This is a genomic window from Thalassovita mediterranea (genome assembly GCA_019448215.1).
Classification (GTDB): Bacteria; Pseudomonadota; Alphaproteobacteria; order Caulobacterales; family Hyphomonadaceae; genus Henriciella.
The window spans coordinates 1,377,848-1,395,795 of the sequence record CP080408.1 but is presented as its reverse complement, the minus strand read 5'-3'; the positions used below and the strand labels follow the sequence as shown (position 1 = coordinate 1,395,795).

Here is a 17,948-nt window from a genome sequence, read left to right as displayed (position 1 = left end):
CGGACACCAGAACCGGGCCGGGCGATCTTCCTGTTGATTGAGGGGAATACCCACACATGACTTCCAGACTCCTGCGCCGCACGCTCGCGGCAACCCTGCTGGTGGGCGCAAGCCCGCTTGCCATCGCCCAGAATGCAGACACCGCCCCGGCCAATGAAGCGCCAGAGCGTCTCTCCACCGTCATCGTTTCCGGCGTCGGCCCGCAACGCGAAACCGATGAGATGATCGGCAACGCAAGCGCCGTCACCCGGGGCGAGATCGTCGAACGCCTCCAGGCCTCTCTCGGCAATACGCTCGATAGCGAGCCCGGCGTCTCCACGACCCATTTCGGTCAGGCCGCCAGCCGTCCCGTCCTTCGCGGACTTGGGGCTGAACGCGTGCTTGTCCTGACCAATGGCATTGGCGTCATCGACGCGTCCGCCGCCTCGCCTGACCACCAGGTCGCTGGCGACGGTATCGATGCCGAGAAAATCGAAATCCTGCGTGGCCCGGCCGCCCTTGCCTATGGCGGGCAGGCGATCGGCGGTGTCGTCAACGTCATTGATGGCCTGATCGTCGAGGGCCTGCCGGATGAGCCAGCCTCCGGCGAAGCCTATGGCGCGTTCAACAGCGTCAATGAAGGACAGGAAGGCGCCATCAAGGGTCGCTTCACCACCGGGCCTTTCGTGCTGTCCCTGTCGGCCTCGGCCCGCGACTTCGACAATTACGACATTCCCGGCTTCGCTGAATCCTCTCGTCTGCGCGCACTCGAAGCGCTCGAAGGCGACGACCACGATCATGAAGAGGAGCACGCCGAGGGTGAAGATCATGACCATGAGGAGCATGATCACGAGGATGAGGAAGTTCGCGACACGCTCGAGAACTCTTTTGTAGAAACGGAATCCTTTGCAGGCGGCCTCTCCTGGGTCGGTGATAATGCCTTTGCAGGGATCGCTATTCGTCGCCAGACATCCAACTACGGCCTCCCCGGTCATAGCCACGCACACGAGCATGGGCATGAAGACGAACATGGCCATGAAGAGGGCGAAGATCATGACGAGGATCACGATCACGAGGAAGGCGAAGAGGGCGAGGAAAACCCGTTCATCGACCTCGAGCAGACCCGGTACGACTTCCGCGGTGGCGCGGACCTGAATATCGGTCCGTTCACCCGCATCGCCGGTAATATCTCGATTGCTGACTATGAGCATACCGAGTTCGAAGCGCCGGGAGAACCAGGCACCAAATATGAAAGTGACGGCGCCGAAGGGCGCGTGGAGCTCGGCACCGGTTTCGGCGACTGGGAAGGCGCTATTGGCGTGCAAATCCTGGACAAGACGCTGGACGCAGTTGGTGACGAGGCCTTCATCACCAAAACCGACACCATGTCGACGGGCGTGTTCCTCTATCAGACAAGGGAATGGGCCAACGGCTTCGGTGTCGAAGGTGGCCTGCGCTACGACTCGACCGAGCTCGACAATATCGTGGCGGGCTCACGCGAGTATGATCTCTTCTCTGGCTCGTTCGGCGTGCACCAGCACTGGGAGAATGGCTGGTTCGTCGGTGGTCAGGTCAGCCTGACCGAACGCGCACCAAATGAGAGCGAGCTCTTCGCTGACGGCGCACACCTTGCGACCGAGCAGTATGAAGTTGGCGACAACACGCTGGACAAGGAACGCGGCCTGAACCTTGAGGGCACAGTTCGCTGGCGCGGTGATACCGGCTTTGGCTTCGGGGCAAACCTGTTCCACACCGAATTTGACGGCTTCATCTACCTGACGCCGGGCCAGACGATCGATGGCGGCGTCCTTGTCGATGAAATCGATGAGCTGCCTGTCTATCTTTTCGTCCAGGAAGATACGAGCTTCACGGGCGGCGAGATCTATGTCGACTATACGCTCTCTGCCGGCCCGCTAGGTGCCGACTGGCGTGCAGAAGCCAATGTCGATTTCGTCAGCTCTGACATCGATAGTGGCGGTAACGTACCGCTTCTCCCGCCGAGCACCTTCAACGCCTCGCTTGATGGCGATTGGGGTCTTTGGAAAGCCGGGGCAAGCGTGACCGTCGCGGCCGATCAGGACGATACCGGCATTGGTGAGCTGCCAACGGATGGCTACACGACGCTGGACCTGCGGGGCGCGCTGTCGCTCGCAGACCTCGGTTTCGGCAGCGAAGGCACAGAGCTCTTCCTCGATGTGCGCAATGTCACCGATGAGGAGGTTCGTTACGCCTCCTCCGTGCTGAAGGACACCGTCCCTGCCCCCGGCCGCAACTTCCGCGGCGGTGTAAGGATCGTGTTCTAGGGCAGCGTCCCCCGGCGGCCCATAACGCCCTCGTCCTTCGACTTCGCTCAGGATGAGGGCGTTGAATTTCTGCCCCTGCAAATGCGCTCATGCTGAGCGAAGCATGTGCCGGCGAAGGCAGGTATCGAAGCACGAGCGCGAGGGCGCGACAGCACTCCAAACAAAAAACCCCGGCTCATCGCTGAGCCGGGGTTTTCCTCATCCCCTCAGATGAAGACGGAGACTGCGCCTACTGGCAGGCGAGACATTCGTCATAGTCAGTGTTCGGCACGTCCATGCCGGTTGCCTTTTCCTTGTCGGCGGCGCCCGCAAAGCTTGCGCGCTGGACCGATTTGGAGCGGCAGTAATAGAGCGACTTCAGGCCCTTCTCCCATGCCGTCCAGTGCAGCATGTGGAGGTCCCACTTGTTGATGTCGGCAGGCAGGAAGACGTTGAGCGACTGGCTCTGGCAGATATACGGCGTGCGGTCTGCGGCCAGTTCGATGATCCAGCGCTGGTCGAGCTCGAAAGCCGTCTTGAAGACAGACTTTTCATGCTCGTCGAGGCAATCGAGATGCTGGACGGAACCTTCATTCTCGAGGATCGAATTCCACGTCTCTTCGGTGTTCGCGCCCTTCTGCTCGAGCACGCGCTCCAGCTGCTGGTTCTTCACCGTGAAGGAGCCTGACAGCGTCTTGTGCGTGTAGACGTTTGCCGGGATCGGCTCGATGCCAGCCGAGGTGCCACCGCAGATGATCGAGATCGACGCGGTCGGCGCAACGGCCATCTTGTGGCTGAAGCGGGCCATCATGCCAGCGTCGCGCGCGTCTTCACATGGGCCCCGCTCCTTGGCGAGCTTGACCGACGCCTGGTCGGCGCCAGCGCGGATGTGCTTGAACATCTTCTCGTTCCAGACTTTCGACATCGCGCTTTCGATCGGCACGTTCATCGTCTGCAGGAAGGAGTGGAAGCCCATCAGGCCGAGACCAACCGAACGCTCTCGCTTGGCGGAATAGACCGCGCGGGCCATCTCGTTCGGCGCGCGCTGGATGAAGTCTTCCAGCACGTTGTCGAGGAAGCGGAAGATGTCTTCCAGGAAGTTCTCGTCCTTGGACCATTCAAGGAATTTCTCGGCATTGACCGAAGACAGGCAGCAGACAGCCGTGCGGTCTTCGCCGTTCTGGTCGACGCCCGTCGGAAGGGTGATTTCCGAGCAGAGGTTCGACTGGTGGACCTTGAGGCCAAGCTTGCGTTGGTGCGCAGGCATCGCGTTGTTCACCGTGTCGGTGAAGAGCAGGTATGGCTCACCGGTCTGGATGCGCAGCTCGAGGATTTTTTGCCAGATCTTGCGCGCATTGACGGTACGCAGCACTTCGCCGGACTTTGGCGAACGCAGGCCGAACTCTTCATCCTTGCGGACCGCTTCCATGAACTCATCGGTGATGTTGATGCCATGGTGCAGGTTGAGAGACTTGCGGTTGAAGTCGCCCGATGCCTTACGGATCTCCAGGAATTCCTCGATTTCCGGGTGGTGGATGTCGAGATAGCAGGCCGCCGAGCCGCGGCGCAGCGAACCTTGGCTGATCGCGAGGGTCAGGCTGTCCATCACGCGGATGAAAGGAATGATGCCGGAGGTCTGCCCGTTCTGGCCGACTTTCTCACCGATGGAGCGGACATTGCCCCAATAGGTGCCGATGCCGCCGCCATTCGAGGCGAGCCAGACATTCTCCGTCCAGGTCTCGACGATATCGTCTAGCGAGTCGCCAACCTGGTTGAGGAAGCAGGAAATCGGAAGGCCCCGGTCAGCGCCGCCATTCGAGAGGACAGGCGTCGCTGGCATGAACCAGAGGCGGGAGATGTAATCATAGATGCGCTGGGCATGGTCCTGATCGTCAGCGAAAGCCTTCGCGACGCGGGCAAACATGTCCTGATAGCTTTCGCCAGCGAGGAGATAGCGGTCTTCGAGCGTCTTCTTGCCGAATTCGGTCAGCAGCGCATCGCGCGACTCGTCGATCTCGATCTCAATTTCGCTAACGACCTTGAGGTCCGGACGCGGCGTCTGCCCTTTCGGCTTGCCCCGGCGGAGCGCGGCGGATGTTTTGGTCGCAACAGTGCTCGCAGACATGGTGTCTTTCCTCTCAATCGGCCCGTCAAATATAGGGATTTGGCCCCTGAAGCGCCATATGCGGTGCCTCTACCCCGTCCCAATACTAGATATAGTGTTCCGAAGGTTAAGGCTTGGTCAATGGGCACTCTGCCGAATTTGCGACGGTTGCCGTGGAAATCTCACCATCTTCGGTGAGTTTCCTGCCCGCAAGGCCCGCCACTAAAAGCGATAAACGAATTGCAGAAAATTTTGTTTCGGATGCGGAAAGTTCTGGGGCGCTGGCGCGCAAACGAGCACACCCTGAATCAGTTTTTCGCAAGACGATAAGGAAGCCCCCGTCACTGCGGGGATCCGGTCTCGAATCACCCCTCGCCGTCAGCCGAAGAGACCTCCCGGTCGGACACGTCCGGGAAGAGCCGCGCGATGGACTGATTCCACTCATAGAGCCTTGGCCAGTTGTCCCCGCCATTCGGCATCAGGCCGAGCCGGACGATCACGAGGTCCTTTGAGGGCACGACCCAGATCGTCTGGCCCTCATGGCCCTGCGCCGAGAAGGCATCGAATGGCGGCGTCGTTGCGGCCTGGTCTGCCGGCTCTGGCGCGGGGTCCGCACCCAGCCACCAGCCTGCGCCATAGACATTGGCCTTGGTGGACACAGGGTCCCGGCGCGAAAAGTCGACCCAGCCCTCAGGCAGAAGCCGCTCACCGTCCCAGACGCCGTCGCGCAGATAGAGATAACCGAACTTTGCAAAGTCACGCGCTGACGCCCAGACCAGCGACCCGCCGAGATAGGTGCCAGCGGCGTCAAACTCAGGCTGCGCGTCCATGCCGATTTCGTCGAAAAAGCGCATGAAGACACCGAGCGCACACGGCCCCTGTTTCATCATAGGTCTGTCCTCGACGATCTTTTCCGGCGGCGCTTCGATCATGCGATCAAGGCAGGCTTTCGTGAACTGGACCGAAGAGGGCGTCAGCTCCTCCAACGCGAAGGTACGGCCAGTAGAAATGGGCTCGGCTTCGCGCGAGATGTGCTGCAATGCCCATCCAATCAGATGAAATCCCGCTGTCGAGTAGTTCCACACCGCACCGGGGTCGTGCGCCAGCTCGAACTCATCCACTATATGTTGTGTCACATCGAACCGGCCGGGGCCGTACATCATCTGGACGACATCATTGTCGGTGAGCCCCGTCGAGCCGATTTCGAGATAATCGAGCCCATCCGTCATCGTCAGCCACTGGCGCCATGTGATCTCACCGCGCGGGTCGCCCTCTGGAAACGGCGTCGGCATCACATAGTCGATATCCTCGATCAGGCCGAGCTCGACCGCCCGGCCGACGAGCGCTGAGGTGATCGATTTCGCCATCGACCATGACACCTGCTTGGTGTCCGGCCCGAAGCCGTCGGCATAGGTTTCGAAGATGAGGCGTCCTTCGTGGATGATGACGATCGCCCGCGTCTGGCCCATGGGCTCCGCCACGCCCGTCGCCATAGCATCGCGGACGAGAAGCGAAAGCTCCCCTTCAATTCCGGCAGGCACATCGCCCTCGGGCCAGGTTTCAGTGGGCCAGGCAACCCCCTCAGACTGCGGCGGCAGCGGCGCAAGGCCCTGTGCACTGGCCTGCATACCGACAGCGCAGGCGGCTGCAATGAGGAGAGACTTGAACAACATCGACGCGCTCCGTAACGATTGTCAGATCACATCTAGAGGCAGAGCATGAAACTCGTCAAAGCCGCGATTGTCATCGTCATCATGTTGGGCGTTCTGGCGCTGCTTGCCTGGCAATTCATGATCAAGGACCAGATCGATCTTGCACGGGTCGCGACACCCTATGGCGCAAAGATGGTCTGCTCCTGCCGTTTTGTTGCGGAACGCCCCATGGAGAGCTGCCTTGCCGACTTCACCGAGGATGTGAGCGCTGTGAGCTTCAGCGAAGACGGCAATGCGATCCGGGCGAAAGTACTTGGCGGCGTCGTCAGCGCGACGGCCGTTTATGAAGAAGGCCTCGGATGTACACTGGTCGACGGGGACCAGTAGCACCTATCAAGGCGCAGGTGCACTCTGCGCGATCTCGGCGGTTGGGTCGAATAGCTCACCATAACGCGGCGCAAGTTCACCGATGAAGACTGCGGCTGGCACGATGACTTCATATGGGCCTTCGGCATAGGCGCCGACCGTGTAAGGCTCAAAGTGGTAGACGAGGCCCGCTGGCGCTTCGCTGTCGATCCCCCGAGCGACCGTAAAATTCTCGAAGATCGCATCATTATTCTCGAATGCGGCCCTCAGCCAGGTATCCATAAGCTGTGCGTCGGTGAGACTGTCATCATTGAGGCGTTCGCGTTTGGCCTCGATCAGCGCCGTCTGCAGCGCGTCCGCCATCACAGAGCGGGCGGCGTCCTCATCTTCGAAAAGATCAGCAAAGCCGATCTCCTCGCCAAGGCCTTCGTCCCAGTTCAGCATATTGAACTGGAGGTTTGGGTGGGCACCGCCAGAATAGGAAGCGTAAGAGCCCAGAAAAGCGCGAAGCGTTCCTTCGCGAGGGCCAACCTCCTCCCAGCTGACGGTCAGCGAGTGCGGCCGGAATGCATATCCCTCATTCTCCGCATCGGTACGGTCATTCTGCGCTGCAGCGAGAAACGCGTCTTTACCCTCTTCAGCGCGCGCGCGAATAAGCGCTGCCAGCTCCGGGTCGATATCGTCTATGCGCGCTGGAAGCCGGATATCGATGGAGGCCGCTTCAGTCCCGCTGACGATGGCGATACCGCCATTGGGGTCAGCAAACCCGTTGCTGGAGGGCTGTTCGGGACGTGGCAGCTGCGAAACCCGGACGCTCTCGCTCTCTACCGCCTTTTCCCCGCCGCACGCCGCGAGGAAGATGACACCTGTCAGGATAATGCTCGCTTGCTTCATTCGCCGCGCCCTCAAAAACAGTGTTTTGAAGGCTATAAGCTCAACAGTTCCGGGTCGCCACCCTGAGCTGTAATATCTACCGTGACCACACGCTCTGTTGCGAAGCGCAGCATGTAATGCGGACCACCTGCTTTCGGACCGGTACCGGAAAGGCCCTCGCCGCCAAACGGCTGCACACCGACGACCGCCCCGGTCATGGAGCGGTTGACATAGGTGTTGCCTGCCTTCACGGCGGCGCGAACCTTGGCCGCAAAGCTCTCAAGCCGTGAGTGAACGCCAAGCGTCAGGCCATAGCCTTTCGCCTGAAGGGCCGCGCCAACCTCGGCAATATTGTCCGGCTTGTAGCGCACCACGTGGAGCACAGGCCCGAACGTTTCCTTCTCGATCTGATCGAGCGATTTCAGCTCAATGATCGATGGTCCGAAGAAGTGGCCACCTGCCGGCGTGTCCAGCTTCTTTACGACAGACGCCTCTGTCTCCATGCGCGCCATATAGGCGTGGAGCATGTCGTATGCCTCATTGTCGATGACGGGTCCGACATCGGTATCGGCGCGGCCGGGATCACCAACTTTCAGCTCATCCATCGCCCCCTTGAGGCCTTCCAGAATGAAGTCGGCCGTCGCATCAGGCAGGAACAGGACGCGCAGCGCCGAGCAGCGCTGACCCGCAGACCCGAAGGCAGAGACGAGGACATCATCGATCACCTGCTCACGCAGGGCCGTGGTGTCGACAAACATGCCGTTCAGGCCGCCCGTCTCGGCGATGAGCGGAATGATCGGTCCTTGCCGGTCTGCCAGCGTCTTGTTGATGAGGCGGGCGGTATCCGTGCCGCCGGTGAAACAGACACCGCCAACACGATGATCCTTTGTAAGCTTTGCGCCCACAGTCTCACCGCGTCCCGGAACGAGGTGTAGCGCGCCAGCCGGAAGTCCCGCCTCCTGGAAGATACGCACCGCTTCAAAAGCGATGATCGGCGCCTGCTCTGCGGGCTTGGCGACCACCGTATTGCCTGCGCCAAGCGCTGCCGTGATCTGTCCCGTGAAGATCGCCAGCGGGAAATTCCAGGGCGAGATACAGGCAAACACGCCGCGGCCATGCAGCGAGATATGGTTGGTCTCACCTGCAGGCCCCGGAAGGCGCGTGCGACCCTCGAACTTTTCTTCGGCCTGCACCGCGTAGTAGCGGCAGAAGTCGACCGCCTCACGCACTTCAGCAATGCCATCGCCAAATGTCTTGCCAGCCTCTTCAGCCATGAGCGCGACCAGCCGGTCCATATTGGCCTCGAGCGCGTCGCCCATATCCGACAGGATCTTTGCCCGCTTCGCCCCACCAAGCGCGTCCCATTCAGGCTGGAAGGCCGTCGCCGCATCAAGCGCGGCATCGACATCTGCGTCAGACGCTTCGCGCACCGTACCGAGACGGCGCAAGGTATCGGACGGCGCAAACACTTCGGTGCCGCCATCGCTCAGCACCTTGCCGGAGATGATAGGTCCAGCAATCAGCGCCTTGCCTTCACGCAGCCGGTCGACATGGTCTTCCAGAACCTTGCGCTCGCTCGCCTGTGAGAGATCCACACCGATGGAGTTCTTGCGCATCGGACCATAGAGGCGCGGCGGCGTCGGAATACGTGGATGGCGGCGGGGGCCAGCCTCCACTTTCGCGATCGGGTCGTCGACCACTTTTTCGACATCGACATCGGGGTCGAGGAAGGAATGCACGAAGCTCGTATTCGCGCCATTCTCCAGAAGGCGGCGCACGAGGTACGGTAGCAGGTCCTTATGCGCACCGACCGGCGCATAGACGCGAACCTTGTCGCCTTTTTCCGCCGCGCCATAGAGCGGCTCACCCATGCCATGCAGGCGCTGGAACTCATAATTCGTCACACCCTCAGACTCCGCCATCATCAGGATGGTCGCGAGCGAGTGTGCGTTGTGCGTCGCAAATTGCGGGTAGATGCGCGGGCTTGCCTGCAGCAGGGCGTGCGCGCAGGCAAGATAGTTGATGTCGGTGCCATGCTTGGTCGTGAAGACCGGGAAATTGACCATGCCCTCTTCATGGGCGTGCTTGATCTCTGTGTCCCAATAGGCGCCCTTCACCAGGCGCACCATGAGGCGCATGCCAGTCTCGCCAGCGAGTTCGGAGAGGCGCTTGATCACATCCTGCGCGCGCTTTTGATAGGCCTGCACCGCAAGGCCAAGACCGCTCCAGCCTTTCAGCGATGGCTCACGCATCAGCCGCTCCAGCAGCTGCAACGAAATGACCAGCCTGTCGGCTTCCTCGGCATCAAGACAGAGATTGATATTGGCCTTTGCCGCATCTTCGCAGAGCGCCAGCAGACGCGGATAAAGTTCTGCATGCACGCGCGCATCATTGACCGCTTCATAGCGCGGATGAAGCGCTGACAACTTTACCGAGATGCCGTTCTTTGCTTCCGGCGAAAGGGACGCGTCGCCATCCGCCCCGACCTCCTTGATCGCTTCGCGGTAGGACTGGAAATAGCGCTCGGCATCGTCATGCGTGCGCGCGCCCTCACCCAGCATGTCAAAGCTGAAATTCGCCGCTTCACCAGCTTTCACTTTCTTGCGCCCGCGCTTCAGCGCTTCGTCGATCGTCCGGCCCAGCACAAACTGTTCCCCCATGATGCGCATGGCCTGCATCATCGCCGCGCGAATGACCGGCTCGCCGCTTTCGCGCACAAGATTGGACACGAAAGTTGACGGGCCCTTCTTGGCATCGCTCGGCGCACCGATGACACGCCCGGTCAGCATCAAGCCCCAGGTCGAAGCATTGACCAGCCAGCTATCGGACTGGCCCGAATGTGCGCCCCAGTCGCCGGAACGAATCTTCTCTGCGATCAGATCGTCGCGCGTATCGGCGTCCGGCACCCGCAGCAGCGCTTCGGCCAGGCACATCAGCGCAAGGCCTTCAGAGTTCGAAAGTCCGAACTCCTCAAGGAAGCTTTCCATCATGCCTTTCGGACGTCCGGCCGCGCGGGCGATCTGGACCAGTTCGCGGCCACGGCGAACCGCAGCGGTCCGCGCGCGTTCATCCAGCGGTAGCGATTTCAGGATTTCGGCAACAAGGGCTTCCTCATCGGCGAATTTCATCTTGTCGAGCGCGTCCCAGCTCTTCGCCATGGGCGTCAGCGTATCGGGCATAATGTCCTCCGTCGTCGGCCGGTCCTGCACGATCATCCTATCGCAAACCGTAAGGCGGGTTTACGCCGGACTGCAGGTCTCTAAAAGTGGGACCACGCAGCCATGCGGCAAGGAGTATAGATGCGCATCATGCTTATCACAGACGCCTGGGAACCACAGGTGAATGGCGTCGTCCGGACCATGAAACGTGTCATCGCCGAGTGCGAGGAGATGGGCCACGAATGGGAAGTGGTCTCGCCTGCCGATGACTTTCTGACCATGCCGCTTCCGACCTATAGCGAGATCCAGCTTGCGCTTTTTGCCCGCAACAAGATTTCCGAACGCTTCGAAAGCTTCCAGCCGGACGCGGTCCACATCGCGACCGAAGGCACGCTTGGTCTTGCCGGCCGCGCGATGTGCCTGAAGGAAAAGCACCCGTTTTCGACCTCCTACCACACGCGTTTTCCCGAATATGTCTCGGCCCGTTTCCCTGTGCCGACATCGTGGGGCTATAGCTATGTGCGCTGGTTTCACAAATACTCCGGCAAGGTCATGGTCGCGACGCCGTCCATGCGCGAAGAGCTTGAAGAGCACGGCTTCAACAATGTCGTCTCATGGACGCGCGGCGTTGATGTCGACCTTTTCCACCCGTCGCGCCGTATCGAGGAAGGCCAGCCCGGCGACCCGTTCGAAGGCCTTCCGCGTCCTATCTTCCTCAATGTCGGCCGCGTCGCGGTCGAGAAGAACATCGAGGCATTCGCAGAGCTCGACCTTCCCGGCACCAAGGTCATCGTCGGAGAGGGCCCGCAGCTGCAGGAGCTGAAGCGCCGCTATCCTGAAGTGAAATTCCTCGGCGCCAAGTTCAACGAAGAGCTCGCCACCAGTTTTGCAAGTGCTGACGTCTTCTGCTTCCCGAGCCTGACCGACACGTTCGGCCTCGTCATCCTTGAGGCGATGGCCACCGGCACACCGGTCGCCGCCTATAACGCCCCCGGCCCGCGCGACATCATTCCCGGCTCGAATGCTGGCATCATCGATGACGACCTTGAAAAGGCCTGCAAGGCCTGCCTCGATCTCGACCGGGCGGTGACGCGAACCTATGCCGAAGGGTATAGCTGGCGCGCCTGCGCCGAAGCCTTCATCGAAAACCTCGATCCGCTGCCTGTGCCTGAGCGCAAACGCTTCTGGCAGAAGATCAGGCTTCGCCGGCGCAAGAAAAAATACCCACCCGATACAAAAGCCGGGTGAGTACGCCGCCTGACATAGACACGCTGAAACGCCTTGTGGGCCAGTCCGTGCCGGACCTCGCCGCCCAGCCCTTCACCCGTGTCCGCAATGCTGGCACCGACAATCTTATCTACAGGATTGGCGACCACCATGCGCTTCGCGTTGCGCGCCGTCATGAAGCGATCCCGTCGCTGGCCTACCGTGAACCGGTCGCCATGCGCAGCCTGAAAGACCTGCCGCTTGAGACGCCCGAACTCGTCGCCAACGGGCTGACAGACACAGCTGAGAGCTGGCCCTGGCTGGTCTGCTCCTGGCTGGAAGGTGAGAGCGCAGAGGCAGTCGGCCACGCCTTCACCGAAATGGACGCCAGGCGCCTCGCCCTCTTCCTGCTCGACCTGCAGGGCCAGAAGCGCGACTTTGCCGCTGAACCCAATATCGACAATCACTGGCGCGGCTGCCCACTCGCCCAGCGTGACCCACCAACACGCGGCGCCATTGCCGATGTCGCTGAAGATTTTGATGCCATCGCGCTTGCCGCGATCTGGAAGGTCGCGCTTGAAGCGTCACCATGCCTCGACCGGGACCAGACATGGATTCACGGCGACCTTCACGCAGGCAATCTTCTGGTGAAAGACGGGGCGCTTTCCGGCGTGCTGGACTGGGGGCTGTCTGGCCTCGGCGACCCGGCCTCAGACCTGATGGCAGGCTTCACCCTGTTCGAAGGCGCAGCTCAGGATGCGTTCTGGCAAGCCTCGGGAATAAGCGAAACCGTCTGGCGGCGTGCCCGCGGCTGGGCGTTGTCGACCAGTGTTATCGCCTATGCTTTCTATCGCGGGACGAAGACACCAATAGAGAAACGCAGCCGGAAACTGCTCGAAGACTTCTCGTTCAGCGTCTAGCTTTCAGGCGTTTCCATCGTTTCAAGCGCCAACGCTTGCTCACGCACAGCGGCCCGCTCATCTTCCTGAAGCGGGATCAGACCTTTTTCGACGAGGTAACCTGTCGGGCCCCAGGCGTCTTCCTGCGTGAACTCCGAAATGAAGTCGGTCAGCCCCGGCACAAGGTTCACATTCTGCTTCTTCACATAGAAGAACATGGAGCGTGAAATGCCATAATTACCGCTCGCAATATTCTCGAAGCTCGGCTCAAGACCGCCAATGCTCGCGCCTTTCAGACGGTCGAGGTTCTGCTCGAGGAATGAAAAGCCCATAATGCCGATACTGTCGGGGTTCTTCATCAGGGTCTGGACGATAGCTGCGTCGTTCTCCCCGGAATCGATCCACTTGCCGTCCATGCGGATCGTCGTGGCGCGGCGAGCGAACTCATCGGAGTCAGTTTCCTTCAGCGCGGCAAGCTCTGGCACTTCCTCTGCCCCGCCTTCCATGGCGAGTTCAGCGAAGGCATCGCGGGTCCCAGAGGTCGGCGGCGGACCGGAGACGAGGATCGGCATGTCCGGCAGGTGATCTGCCACATCCTTCCAGGTCTCGTTCGGATTCTCTTCCCACCCGCCATTGCCATCAGGCAGCTCTTCTGCGAGCGCGCGGTAGATCTCTTCCTTTGAGAGGTCGAGCACAGGAGACCCTTTCGCATTGGCAAGCACGATCCCGTCATAGCCAATCTTCACTTCGACGATCTCGGTAACGCCCTGGCGTGCGCAGAGGGCAAGCTCGGATGCTTTCACCGGACGCGACGCATTGCTGATTGAAGGCTCCTTAGGGCCAATGCCCTGACAGAAGGCCTGAAAGCCGCCGCCCGTGCCCGTCGTCTCCACGATCGGGGTCGGGAATTCCGATACCGCACCGAACTGTTCGGCAACCGTCGTCGAGAATGGCGAGACCGTTGAGGAGCCGACAATCCTGATCTTTTCATCCGGAGAGGCTGCAAAGACCTGAAGCTCGCCAGAGCTCGCATCGATCTGGGAAAGGTCTGTCTCGGGCGCACAGGCAGTCGCGAGCAAGCCTGCAGTCAGGGCCAGAAAGAGCGTACGCATGGGGCAGTCCTAAAATCAGTGATCGTTTCGTCGGCTACCGTTTATATGGCTTTTGTGACAGTCACATGCCTGCCACTGTCATCTCTCTGCAGCTAGCAGCACGGGCGGGCAAACCCGGTCAAATCCAAAGCGCGCGCACACCTTCACGAGGCGGCCGTGATCGCCGCCCTCATCCGTGATGTAGAGCCTGCCGCCCGCCTCACCGGACAGGGGCTGCGGCGCCGCGCCTTCGAGCACCCGCAGGGTCTGGCGCGCGATCGCTGCACCGGAATCGATGAAGGTGACACCGTCTGGCGCCGCCGCAGCAAGCTGCGCGCGCACCAACGGAAAATGCGTACAGGCGAGCACGATCGTATCAACCTCGCCGCCATCCTTGGCATCAAAGATCGGTGCCAGCGCGGCGGTAAAGCCTCCCGCATCATAGGTCTCACCCGCCGCAAAAGCCTCAGCCAGGCGCACCAGCTCGACGCTGCCATGCAGGATCACGGTGATCTCACTCGCGAAATTCTCGATCAGTTTCGCGGTATAGGCACGGCGGATCGTGCCCGGTGTCGCGAGCAAGCCGATGACGCCAGTTCTTGTAAGGGATGCGGCAGGCTTGATCGCCGGTACCGTCCCGACCACCGGAATGTCGAGGCGCGCGCGGACTTCATCCAGCGCCAGCGTGCTCGCCGTGTTACAGGCAATGACAAACACATCGGGCTGCGCTTCCCGCACCAGCGCCTCTGCCACTTCAGGCAGGCGCGCGCGCAGCGCTTCATCACTCTTGTCGCCATAAGGGAAGAAGCCAGTATCGGCGGCATAGTCGACCTTCAGCGCAGGGGCCATCTGGCAGATTTCCCGTGCCACGGTCAGCCCGCCCATGCCTGAATCAAAGACCAGCACGCGCCCCTGCGCGTCTCGCATTTCCTGCGTCATGGACTGGTCTGGCGTCGTCATCCCGTCTCCCGTCGAGCTTTCATATCGCGGTGCGGCCCCTGCGTGAACATGCCGGTTCCGCGTACTGCAGACCTCGCCCTAGGGCAGCTCGCTTGAAAAAGGGTGAAAACAGGCGTATGTTGCACCGCAGCATAAAGGACAAACCCATGACCACAGAGACGACAAGGCCGAACCCGCTTGAACTCTGGACGGAGTCTGTCTCCGCATGGCGCGACCTCAGCCAGAGCGCCGGTGAGGCCTGGATGGACGCGATGATGTCAATGAAGCCGGGCTCAGGCGAAGCCGCACCGGAAGCCGCAACGCGCGACCTTTTCCGCAAACTCGCCGACCTCAACCTGCAGCACTGGGAACATGCCGCCAAGCTGATCGAGGCGATGCCAGCATGGATGCGTTGGCCACAAACCGTGCCGGGCGACATGATGACCGACTGGTTTGACCGGCTGCGCCGCGACACGGGCGCGCCTTACGTGCCGACCCCGCAAATGGCACCGGCCGCAGTCGCCAAGGCCGCCGAAGCAGCCTTCCGCCAGCCAACAGCCCTGACCGCGCCCGAAGGCGAAGCCGACGATCTGACGCGCATCAAGGGCATCGGACCAAAGCTTTCAAAGACGCTGAATGAGCTTGGCATCTTCCACTTCAAACAGATTGCGAATTGGGAAGCTGACGAAGCTAGCTGGATCGACGAATACCTGTCTTTCAAGGGCCGCGTCGCGCGCGAGCAGTGGATAGAGCAGGCCCAGAAATTCTCATCCAATGGCGCGCTGCACTAGGACGCTAGCCACCGGATAGACATCAAAAGCGCGGCCCTGACCTCAGGCGCCGCGCTTTTCGTTTCTATGGGCTATTTCTCTAATCAGACCCAAAATCACCCGGAAGCTCCGCATCATCGCGCGAGTCCGGCTTTGGCAATCCTACATCCTTGCAGATCTGCTTCAGCGCCGTCTTCAGACCCTCTTCCAGCGTCGGGTGGTAGAAGGGCTTGTTGAGGAGGTCGCTGGCCTTCGATCCGTTCTCGATCTCCCAACAGAGGAGATGAGCGAGATGTTCAGCGTCTGGCCCAACGAGCGTTGCTCCGGTCAGCGCGCCGCACTGGGCCTTCGCATAGATCTCACAGATACCCTGATTGACGCCCATCGCGCGCGCCCTGCCCTGATCGGCGAAATCGACCTTGCCGACCACCATGTTCTCATCAAGATCAGCGCCGACCTTGGCCATGTTCGGCTCGGTAAACATGATCTGCAGGCGCGTTGAGCGCTCAAAGGATTTCGTATCCGGAAAGGAAGCGGCGTTGGCCCCGGCAATCGTACCTTCCGTCGATGCCTCATGCAGGATCGGCCGCTCACCATTGGCATCGCCGACGATGAAGACCGGCGAAGCACCACACTGAAGCGTCCCGGCGTCGAAAACAGGACCGCCCTTCTCGTTCAACTCCAGGCCGGACTGCTCAAGATTCAGCCCCTCAAGGTCAGGCGCGCGGCCAGCAGCCACCATCAGCTTGTCGAAATGCGCTTCCCTTGCCTCGCCAGCTTCGGGCCAGCTGATCGTCACACCGCCATCACTGTTGCGGCGCGCCTCAGGCTCGACGTCCAGGTGAAAGCCCAGTTCTTTCGCCAGAGCCTCACGAAGCGATTTTTCCGGCTCACCAGCCTCGAGACCGGCGAGCCGCGCACTCTTGTCAAACACCTCAACATGCACGCCAAGCCGCGCGAGCGCCTGCGCCAGTTCCAGTCCAAGCGGCCCGGCCCCGATGACACCCACCGACCCTGGCAGGTCTTTAAGCCCAAACAGGCTCTCATTCGTGATGACCGCATCGCCCAAATCTTCAAATGGCGGGGGGATCACAGGCGAAGACCCCACCGCAATCACGATCGCCTTCGCCGCAACGATCCTGCCATCATCCAGCGCGAGTTCGGTCGGCGAGGCAAAACGCGCGGCCGCCTTGACGGTCACGCCATCTGGCAGGTCAGCGATCTGTTTCTTCACGCCAGAGACGAAATCGTCCCGCAGTCGGCGCACGCGCGCCATAACCTTTGGTCCATCGACCTTGGGCGGCCCTGTTTCAATTCCGAACTCGCCCGCCATGCGAACGTGATGGGCAGCATTTCCCGCCGCGATCAACAGCTTTGACGGCATACACCCGACGTTGGCGCAGGTAGTGCCCGAGAAATAGGGATCGATCAGGAGCGTCCGCGTCCCGCTGGCGCGCGCTTTTCTTTCGGCCGCAAGCCCTGCCGTGCCTGCCCCGATAATCGCGACGTCTATATTGAAATCTGCCAGAATACGCTCCGCTAGCCTCAACCAGCCCTAACAGGCGCAGACCTGAACGGGTTCCAGTTGCGGCGCTTGGGTTTTGCCTTTTCCGGTGGTCCTGCCGCCACAGCGCGGCGCACAAAAGCCAGCTTGTCGCGCACAGTCGGCGCAATCACGAACGGATAGACGTCAAACAGGCCCATCGACCGGTTCACATGATTGAGCGCAATACCGAGATTGGCGCCTGCGCTGATGACGGCGTCACCGTCGCTCGTCCGATAAGGGTCCGCGACGCCCGCGCCCGTCTGCTTCAGGTGCGCCGCATTGGCGCTGTCGATCATGTCGGTGAGGTGGACGAGATGGGCGAATGTCTCTGCCCAGTCCTCGTGGGGATGGCTCGAAGCATAGGCCGTGATGTGATTGTCCTGCCAGCCGGGCGGCGGCCCGCTTTCGTAATGGCGCGAAAGCGCAGCTCCATAGTCTGCGCGCTCATCGCCAAACAGGCTCCGGAATGCGGATGCGAACCGCTCATCCTGAACCAGCCGCAGGAAGACATAGTGGCCAAGCTCATGCCGGAAGTGACCGTTCAATGTCCGATAGCGCTCGCTCAACTCTTCCCGCCGCGCGACCCGTTGGGCCGGGTCTGCCTCGGTGACATTGATCGTGATCAGACCGTCAGCATGACCCATTGTGACGGGCGCAGGCCCAGTCGATGTCACCTCTGAAAGAAGATGGAAGCGCGGCCACGCCCCTTGGTCGCCAGCCTTCAGCCATCCCCACTGCCCCAGATTGACCAGCACCCACCGCTTGGCCGCCTCTGTGTCTGCCCAAAGTGGGACATTCTTCATAACCATCGAGTCGGGGACGACTTCTGTCATCGCACAGGCGCGGCAGAGCGACCCCGGCCCGTCAGCCGCTTTCCAGTTACAGTTGATCTGCTCGCGATTGGCGCATCCGGCATCCAGCTGCTCGAACTTTTCAGCCTCCGGATCGAACGCCACCTCCGCGCCGCATCCGCAGGCACGATTATTGAAATAGAGAGTCCCTTTGCAGCACGGGCAGTTGAAAAGTTTCATGTGAGGACATCCAGATTGGCAGACATTGCCAGACGTTGTAACGCCGGTTTGT

The 17,948-nt window shown here is 61.0% G+C and carries 13 protein-coding genes; 5 read left to right on the top strand and 8 right to left on the bottom strand.

The window, feature by feature from the left end:
* Positions 1-56: 56 nt before the first annotated feature.
* A complete protein-coding gene (locus KUV46_06850) occupies positions 57-2,282 on the top strand; it encodes a TonB-dependent receptor (GenBank protein ID QYJ02101.1) in 2,226 nt (741 codons plus the stop codon).
* A gap of 229 nt (positions 2,283-2,511) precedes the next feature.
* Here the strand turns inward: KUV46_06850 and KUV46_06845 are convergent, their stop codons facing one another.
* Positions 2,512-4,386: a ribonucleoside-diphosphate reductase subunit alpha gene (locus tag KUV46_06845; protein QYJ02100.1), complete on the bottom strand. Its 1,875-nt coding sequence runs from the start codon at positions 4,384-4,386 to the stop codon at positions 2,512-2,514.
* A gap of 344 nt (positions 4,387-4,730) precedes the next feature.
* The gene (locus KUV46_06840) at positions 4,731-6,038 is read right to left on the bottom strand and encodes a beta-lactamase family protein (GenBank protein ID QYJ02099.1); all 1,308 of its coding nucleotides are present in this window, start codon (positions 6,036-6,038) and stop codon (positions 4,731-4,733) included.
* A gap of 45 nt (positions 6,039-6,083) precedes the next feature.
* Between KUV46_06840 and KUV46_06835 the strand changes: the two genes are divergently transcribed.
* Positions 6,084-6,404 (top strand): hypothetical protein, encoded by a 321-nt coding sequence (locus tag KUV46_06835; GenBank protein QYJ02098.1) that lies wholly within the window; start codon positions 6,084-6,086, stop codon positions 6,402-6,404.
* Between the two features lie 6 nt (positions 6,405-6,410).
* Here the strand turns inward: KUV46_06835 and KUV46_06830 are convergent, their stop codons facing one another.
* On the bottom strand, positions 6,411-7,277 hold the full coding sequence (locus tag KUV46_06830; GenBank protein QYJ02097.1) for a DUF3298 and DUF4163 domain-containing protein: 867 nt from the start codon (positions 7,275-7,277) through the stop codon (positions 6,411-6,413).
* A gap of 32 nt (positions 7,278-7,309) precedes the next feature.
* Positions 7,310-10,435, bottom strand: coding sequence for a bifunctional proline dehydrogenase/L-glutamate gamma-semialdehyde dehydrogenase PutA (putA, locus tag KUV46_06825; GenBank protein QYJ02096.1), 3,126 nt, complete (start codon positions 10,433-10,435; stop codon positions 7,310-7,312).
* Positions 10,436-10,555: 120 nt separating this feature from the next.
* Between putA and KUV46_06820 the strand changes: the two genes are divergently transcribed.
* Both KUV46_06820 and KUV46_06815 read left to right on the top strand, forming a co-directional pair.
* A complete protein-coding gene (locus tag KUV46_06820) occupies positions 10,556-11,662 on the top strand; it encodes a glycosyltransferase family 1 protein (GenBank protein QYJ02095.1) in 1,107 nt (368 codons plus the stop codon).
* A complete protein-coding gene (locus KUV46_06815) occupies positions 11,659-12,540 on the top strand; it encodes a phosphotransferase (GenBank protein ID QYJ02094.1) in 882 nt (293 codons plus the stop codon). Before KUV46_06820 ends, KUV46_06815 begins: the two co-directional genes overlap by 4 nt.
* Here KUV46_06815 and KUV46_06810 read toward each other — a convergent pair.
* Both KUV46_06810 and murI read right to left on the bottom strand, forming a co-directional pair.
* A complete protein-coding gene (locus KUV46_06810; protein ID QYJ02093.1) occupies positions 12,537-13,631 on the bottom strand; it encodes a substrate-binding domain-containing protein in 1,095 nt (364 codons plus the stop codon). The genes KUV46_06815 and KUV46_06810 overlap by 4 nt on opposite strands.
* 78 nt (positions 13,632-13,709) lie before the next feature.
* The gene (murI, locus tag KUV46_06805; protein ID QYJ02092.1) at positions 13,710-14,570 is read right to left on the bottom strand and encodes a glutamate racemase; all 861 of its coding nucleotides are present in this window, start codon (positions 14,568-14,570) and stop codon (positions 13,710-13,712) included.
* 146 nt (positions 14,571-14,716) lie between these two features.
* Here murI and KUV46_06800 point away from each other — a divergent pair, with 146 nt between their 5' ends.
* The gene (locus tag KUV46_06800) at positions 14,717-15,340 is read left to right on the top strand and encodes a hypothetical protein (protein QYJ02091.1); all 624 of its coding nucleotides are present in this window, start codon (positions 14,717-14,719) and stop codon (positions 15,338-15,340) included.
* A 79-nt stretch (positions 15,341-15,419) separates the two neighbouring features.
* Here KUV46_06800 and KUV46_06795 read toward each other — a convergent pair whose 3' ends face one another.
* Together KUV46_06795 and KUV46_06790 are read right to left on the bottom strand one after the other, a co-directional pair.
* Positions 15,420-16,847 carry a dihydrolipoyl dehydrogenase gene (locus tag KUV46_06795; GenBank protein ID QYJ02369.1) on the bottom strand — a complete coding sequence of 476 codons (1,428 nt, stop codon included), beginning with the start codon at positions 16,845-16,847 and terminating at the stop codon, positions 15,420-15,422.
* 17 nt (positions 16,848-16,864) lie between these two features.
* Positions 16,865-17,896, bottom strand: a complete 1,032-nt coding sequence (locus KUV46_06790) for a putative zinc-binding peptidase (GenBank protein QYJ02090.1) — start codon at positions 17,894-17,896, stop codon at positions 16,865-16,867.
* Positions 17,897-17,948: the final 52 nt, after the last annotated feature.

Bases quoted from the DNA above. Each gene is read 5' to 3' on its own strand.
- KUV46_06840 (QYJ02099.1), bottom strand. From the start codon at position 6,038: ATGTTGTTCAAGTCTCTCCTCATTGCAGCCGCCTGCGCTGTCGGTATG.
- KUV46_06790 (QYJ02090.1), bottom strand. From the start codon at position 17,896: ATGAAACTTTTCAACTGCCCGTGCTGCAAAGGGACTCTCTATTTCAAT.
- KUV46_06810 (QYJ02093.1), bottom strand. From the start codon at position 13,631: ATGCGTACGCTCTTTCTGGCCCTGACTGCAGGCTTGCTCGCGACTGCC.
- KUV46_06835 (QYJ02098.1), top strand. From the start codon at position 6,084: ATGAAACTCGTCAAAGCCGCGATTGTCATCGTCATCATGTTGGGCGTT.
- murI (QYJ02092.1), bottom strand. From the start codon at position 14,570: ATGACGACGCCAGACCAGTCCATGACGCAGGAAATGCGAGACGCGCAG.
- KUV46_06800 (QYJ02091.1), top strand. From the start codon at position 14,717: ATGACCACAGAGACGACAAGGCCGAACCCGCTTGAACTCTGGACGGAG.
- KUV46_06850 (QYJ02101.1), top strand. From the start codon at position 57: ATGACTTCCAGACTCCTGCGCCGCACGCTCGCGGCAACCCTGCTGGTG.
- KUV46_06830 (QYJ02097.1), bottom strand. From the start codon at position 7,277: ATGAAGCAAGCGAGCATTATCCTGACAGGTGTCATCTTCCTCGCGGCG.
- KUV46_06820 (QYJ02095.1), top strand. From the start codon at position 10,556: ATGCGCATCATGCTTATCACAGACGCCTGGGAACCACAGGTGAATGGC.
- KUV46_06845 (QYJ02100.1), bottom strand. From the start codon at position 4,386: ATGTCTGCGAGCACTGTTGCGACCAAAACATCCGCCGCGCTCCGCCGG.
- putA (QYJ02096.1), bottom strand. From the start codon at position 10,435: ATGCCCGATACGCTGACGCCCATGGCGAAGAGCTGGGACGCGCTCGAC.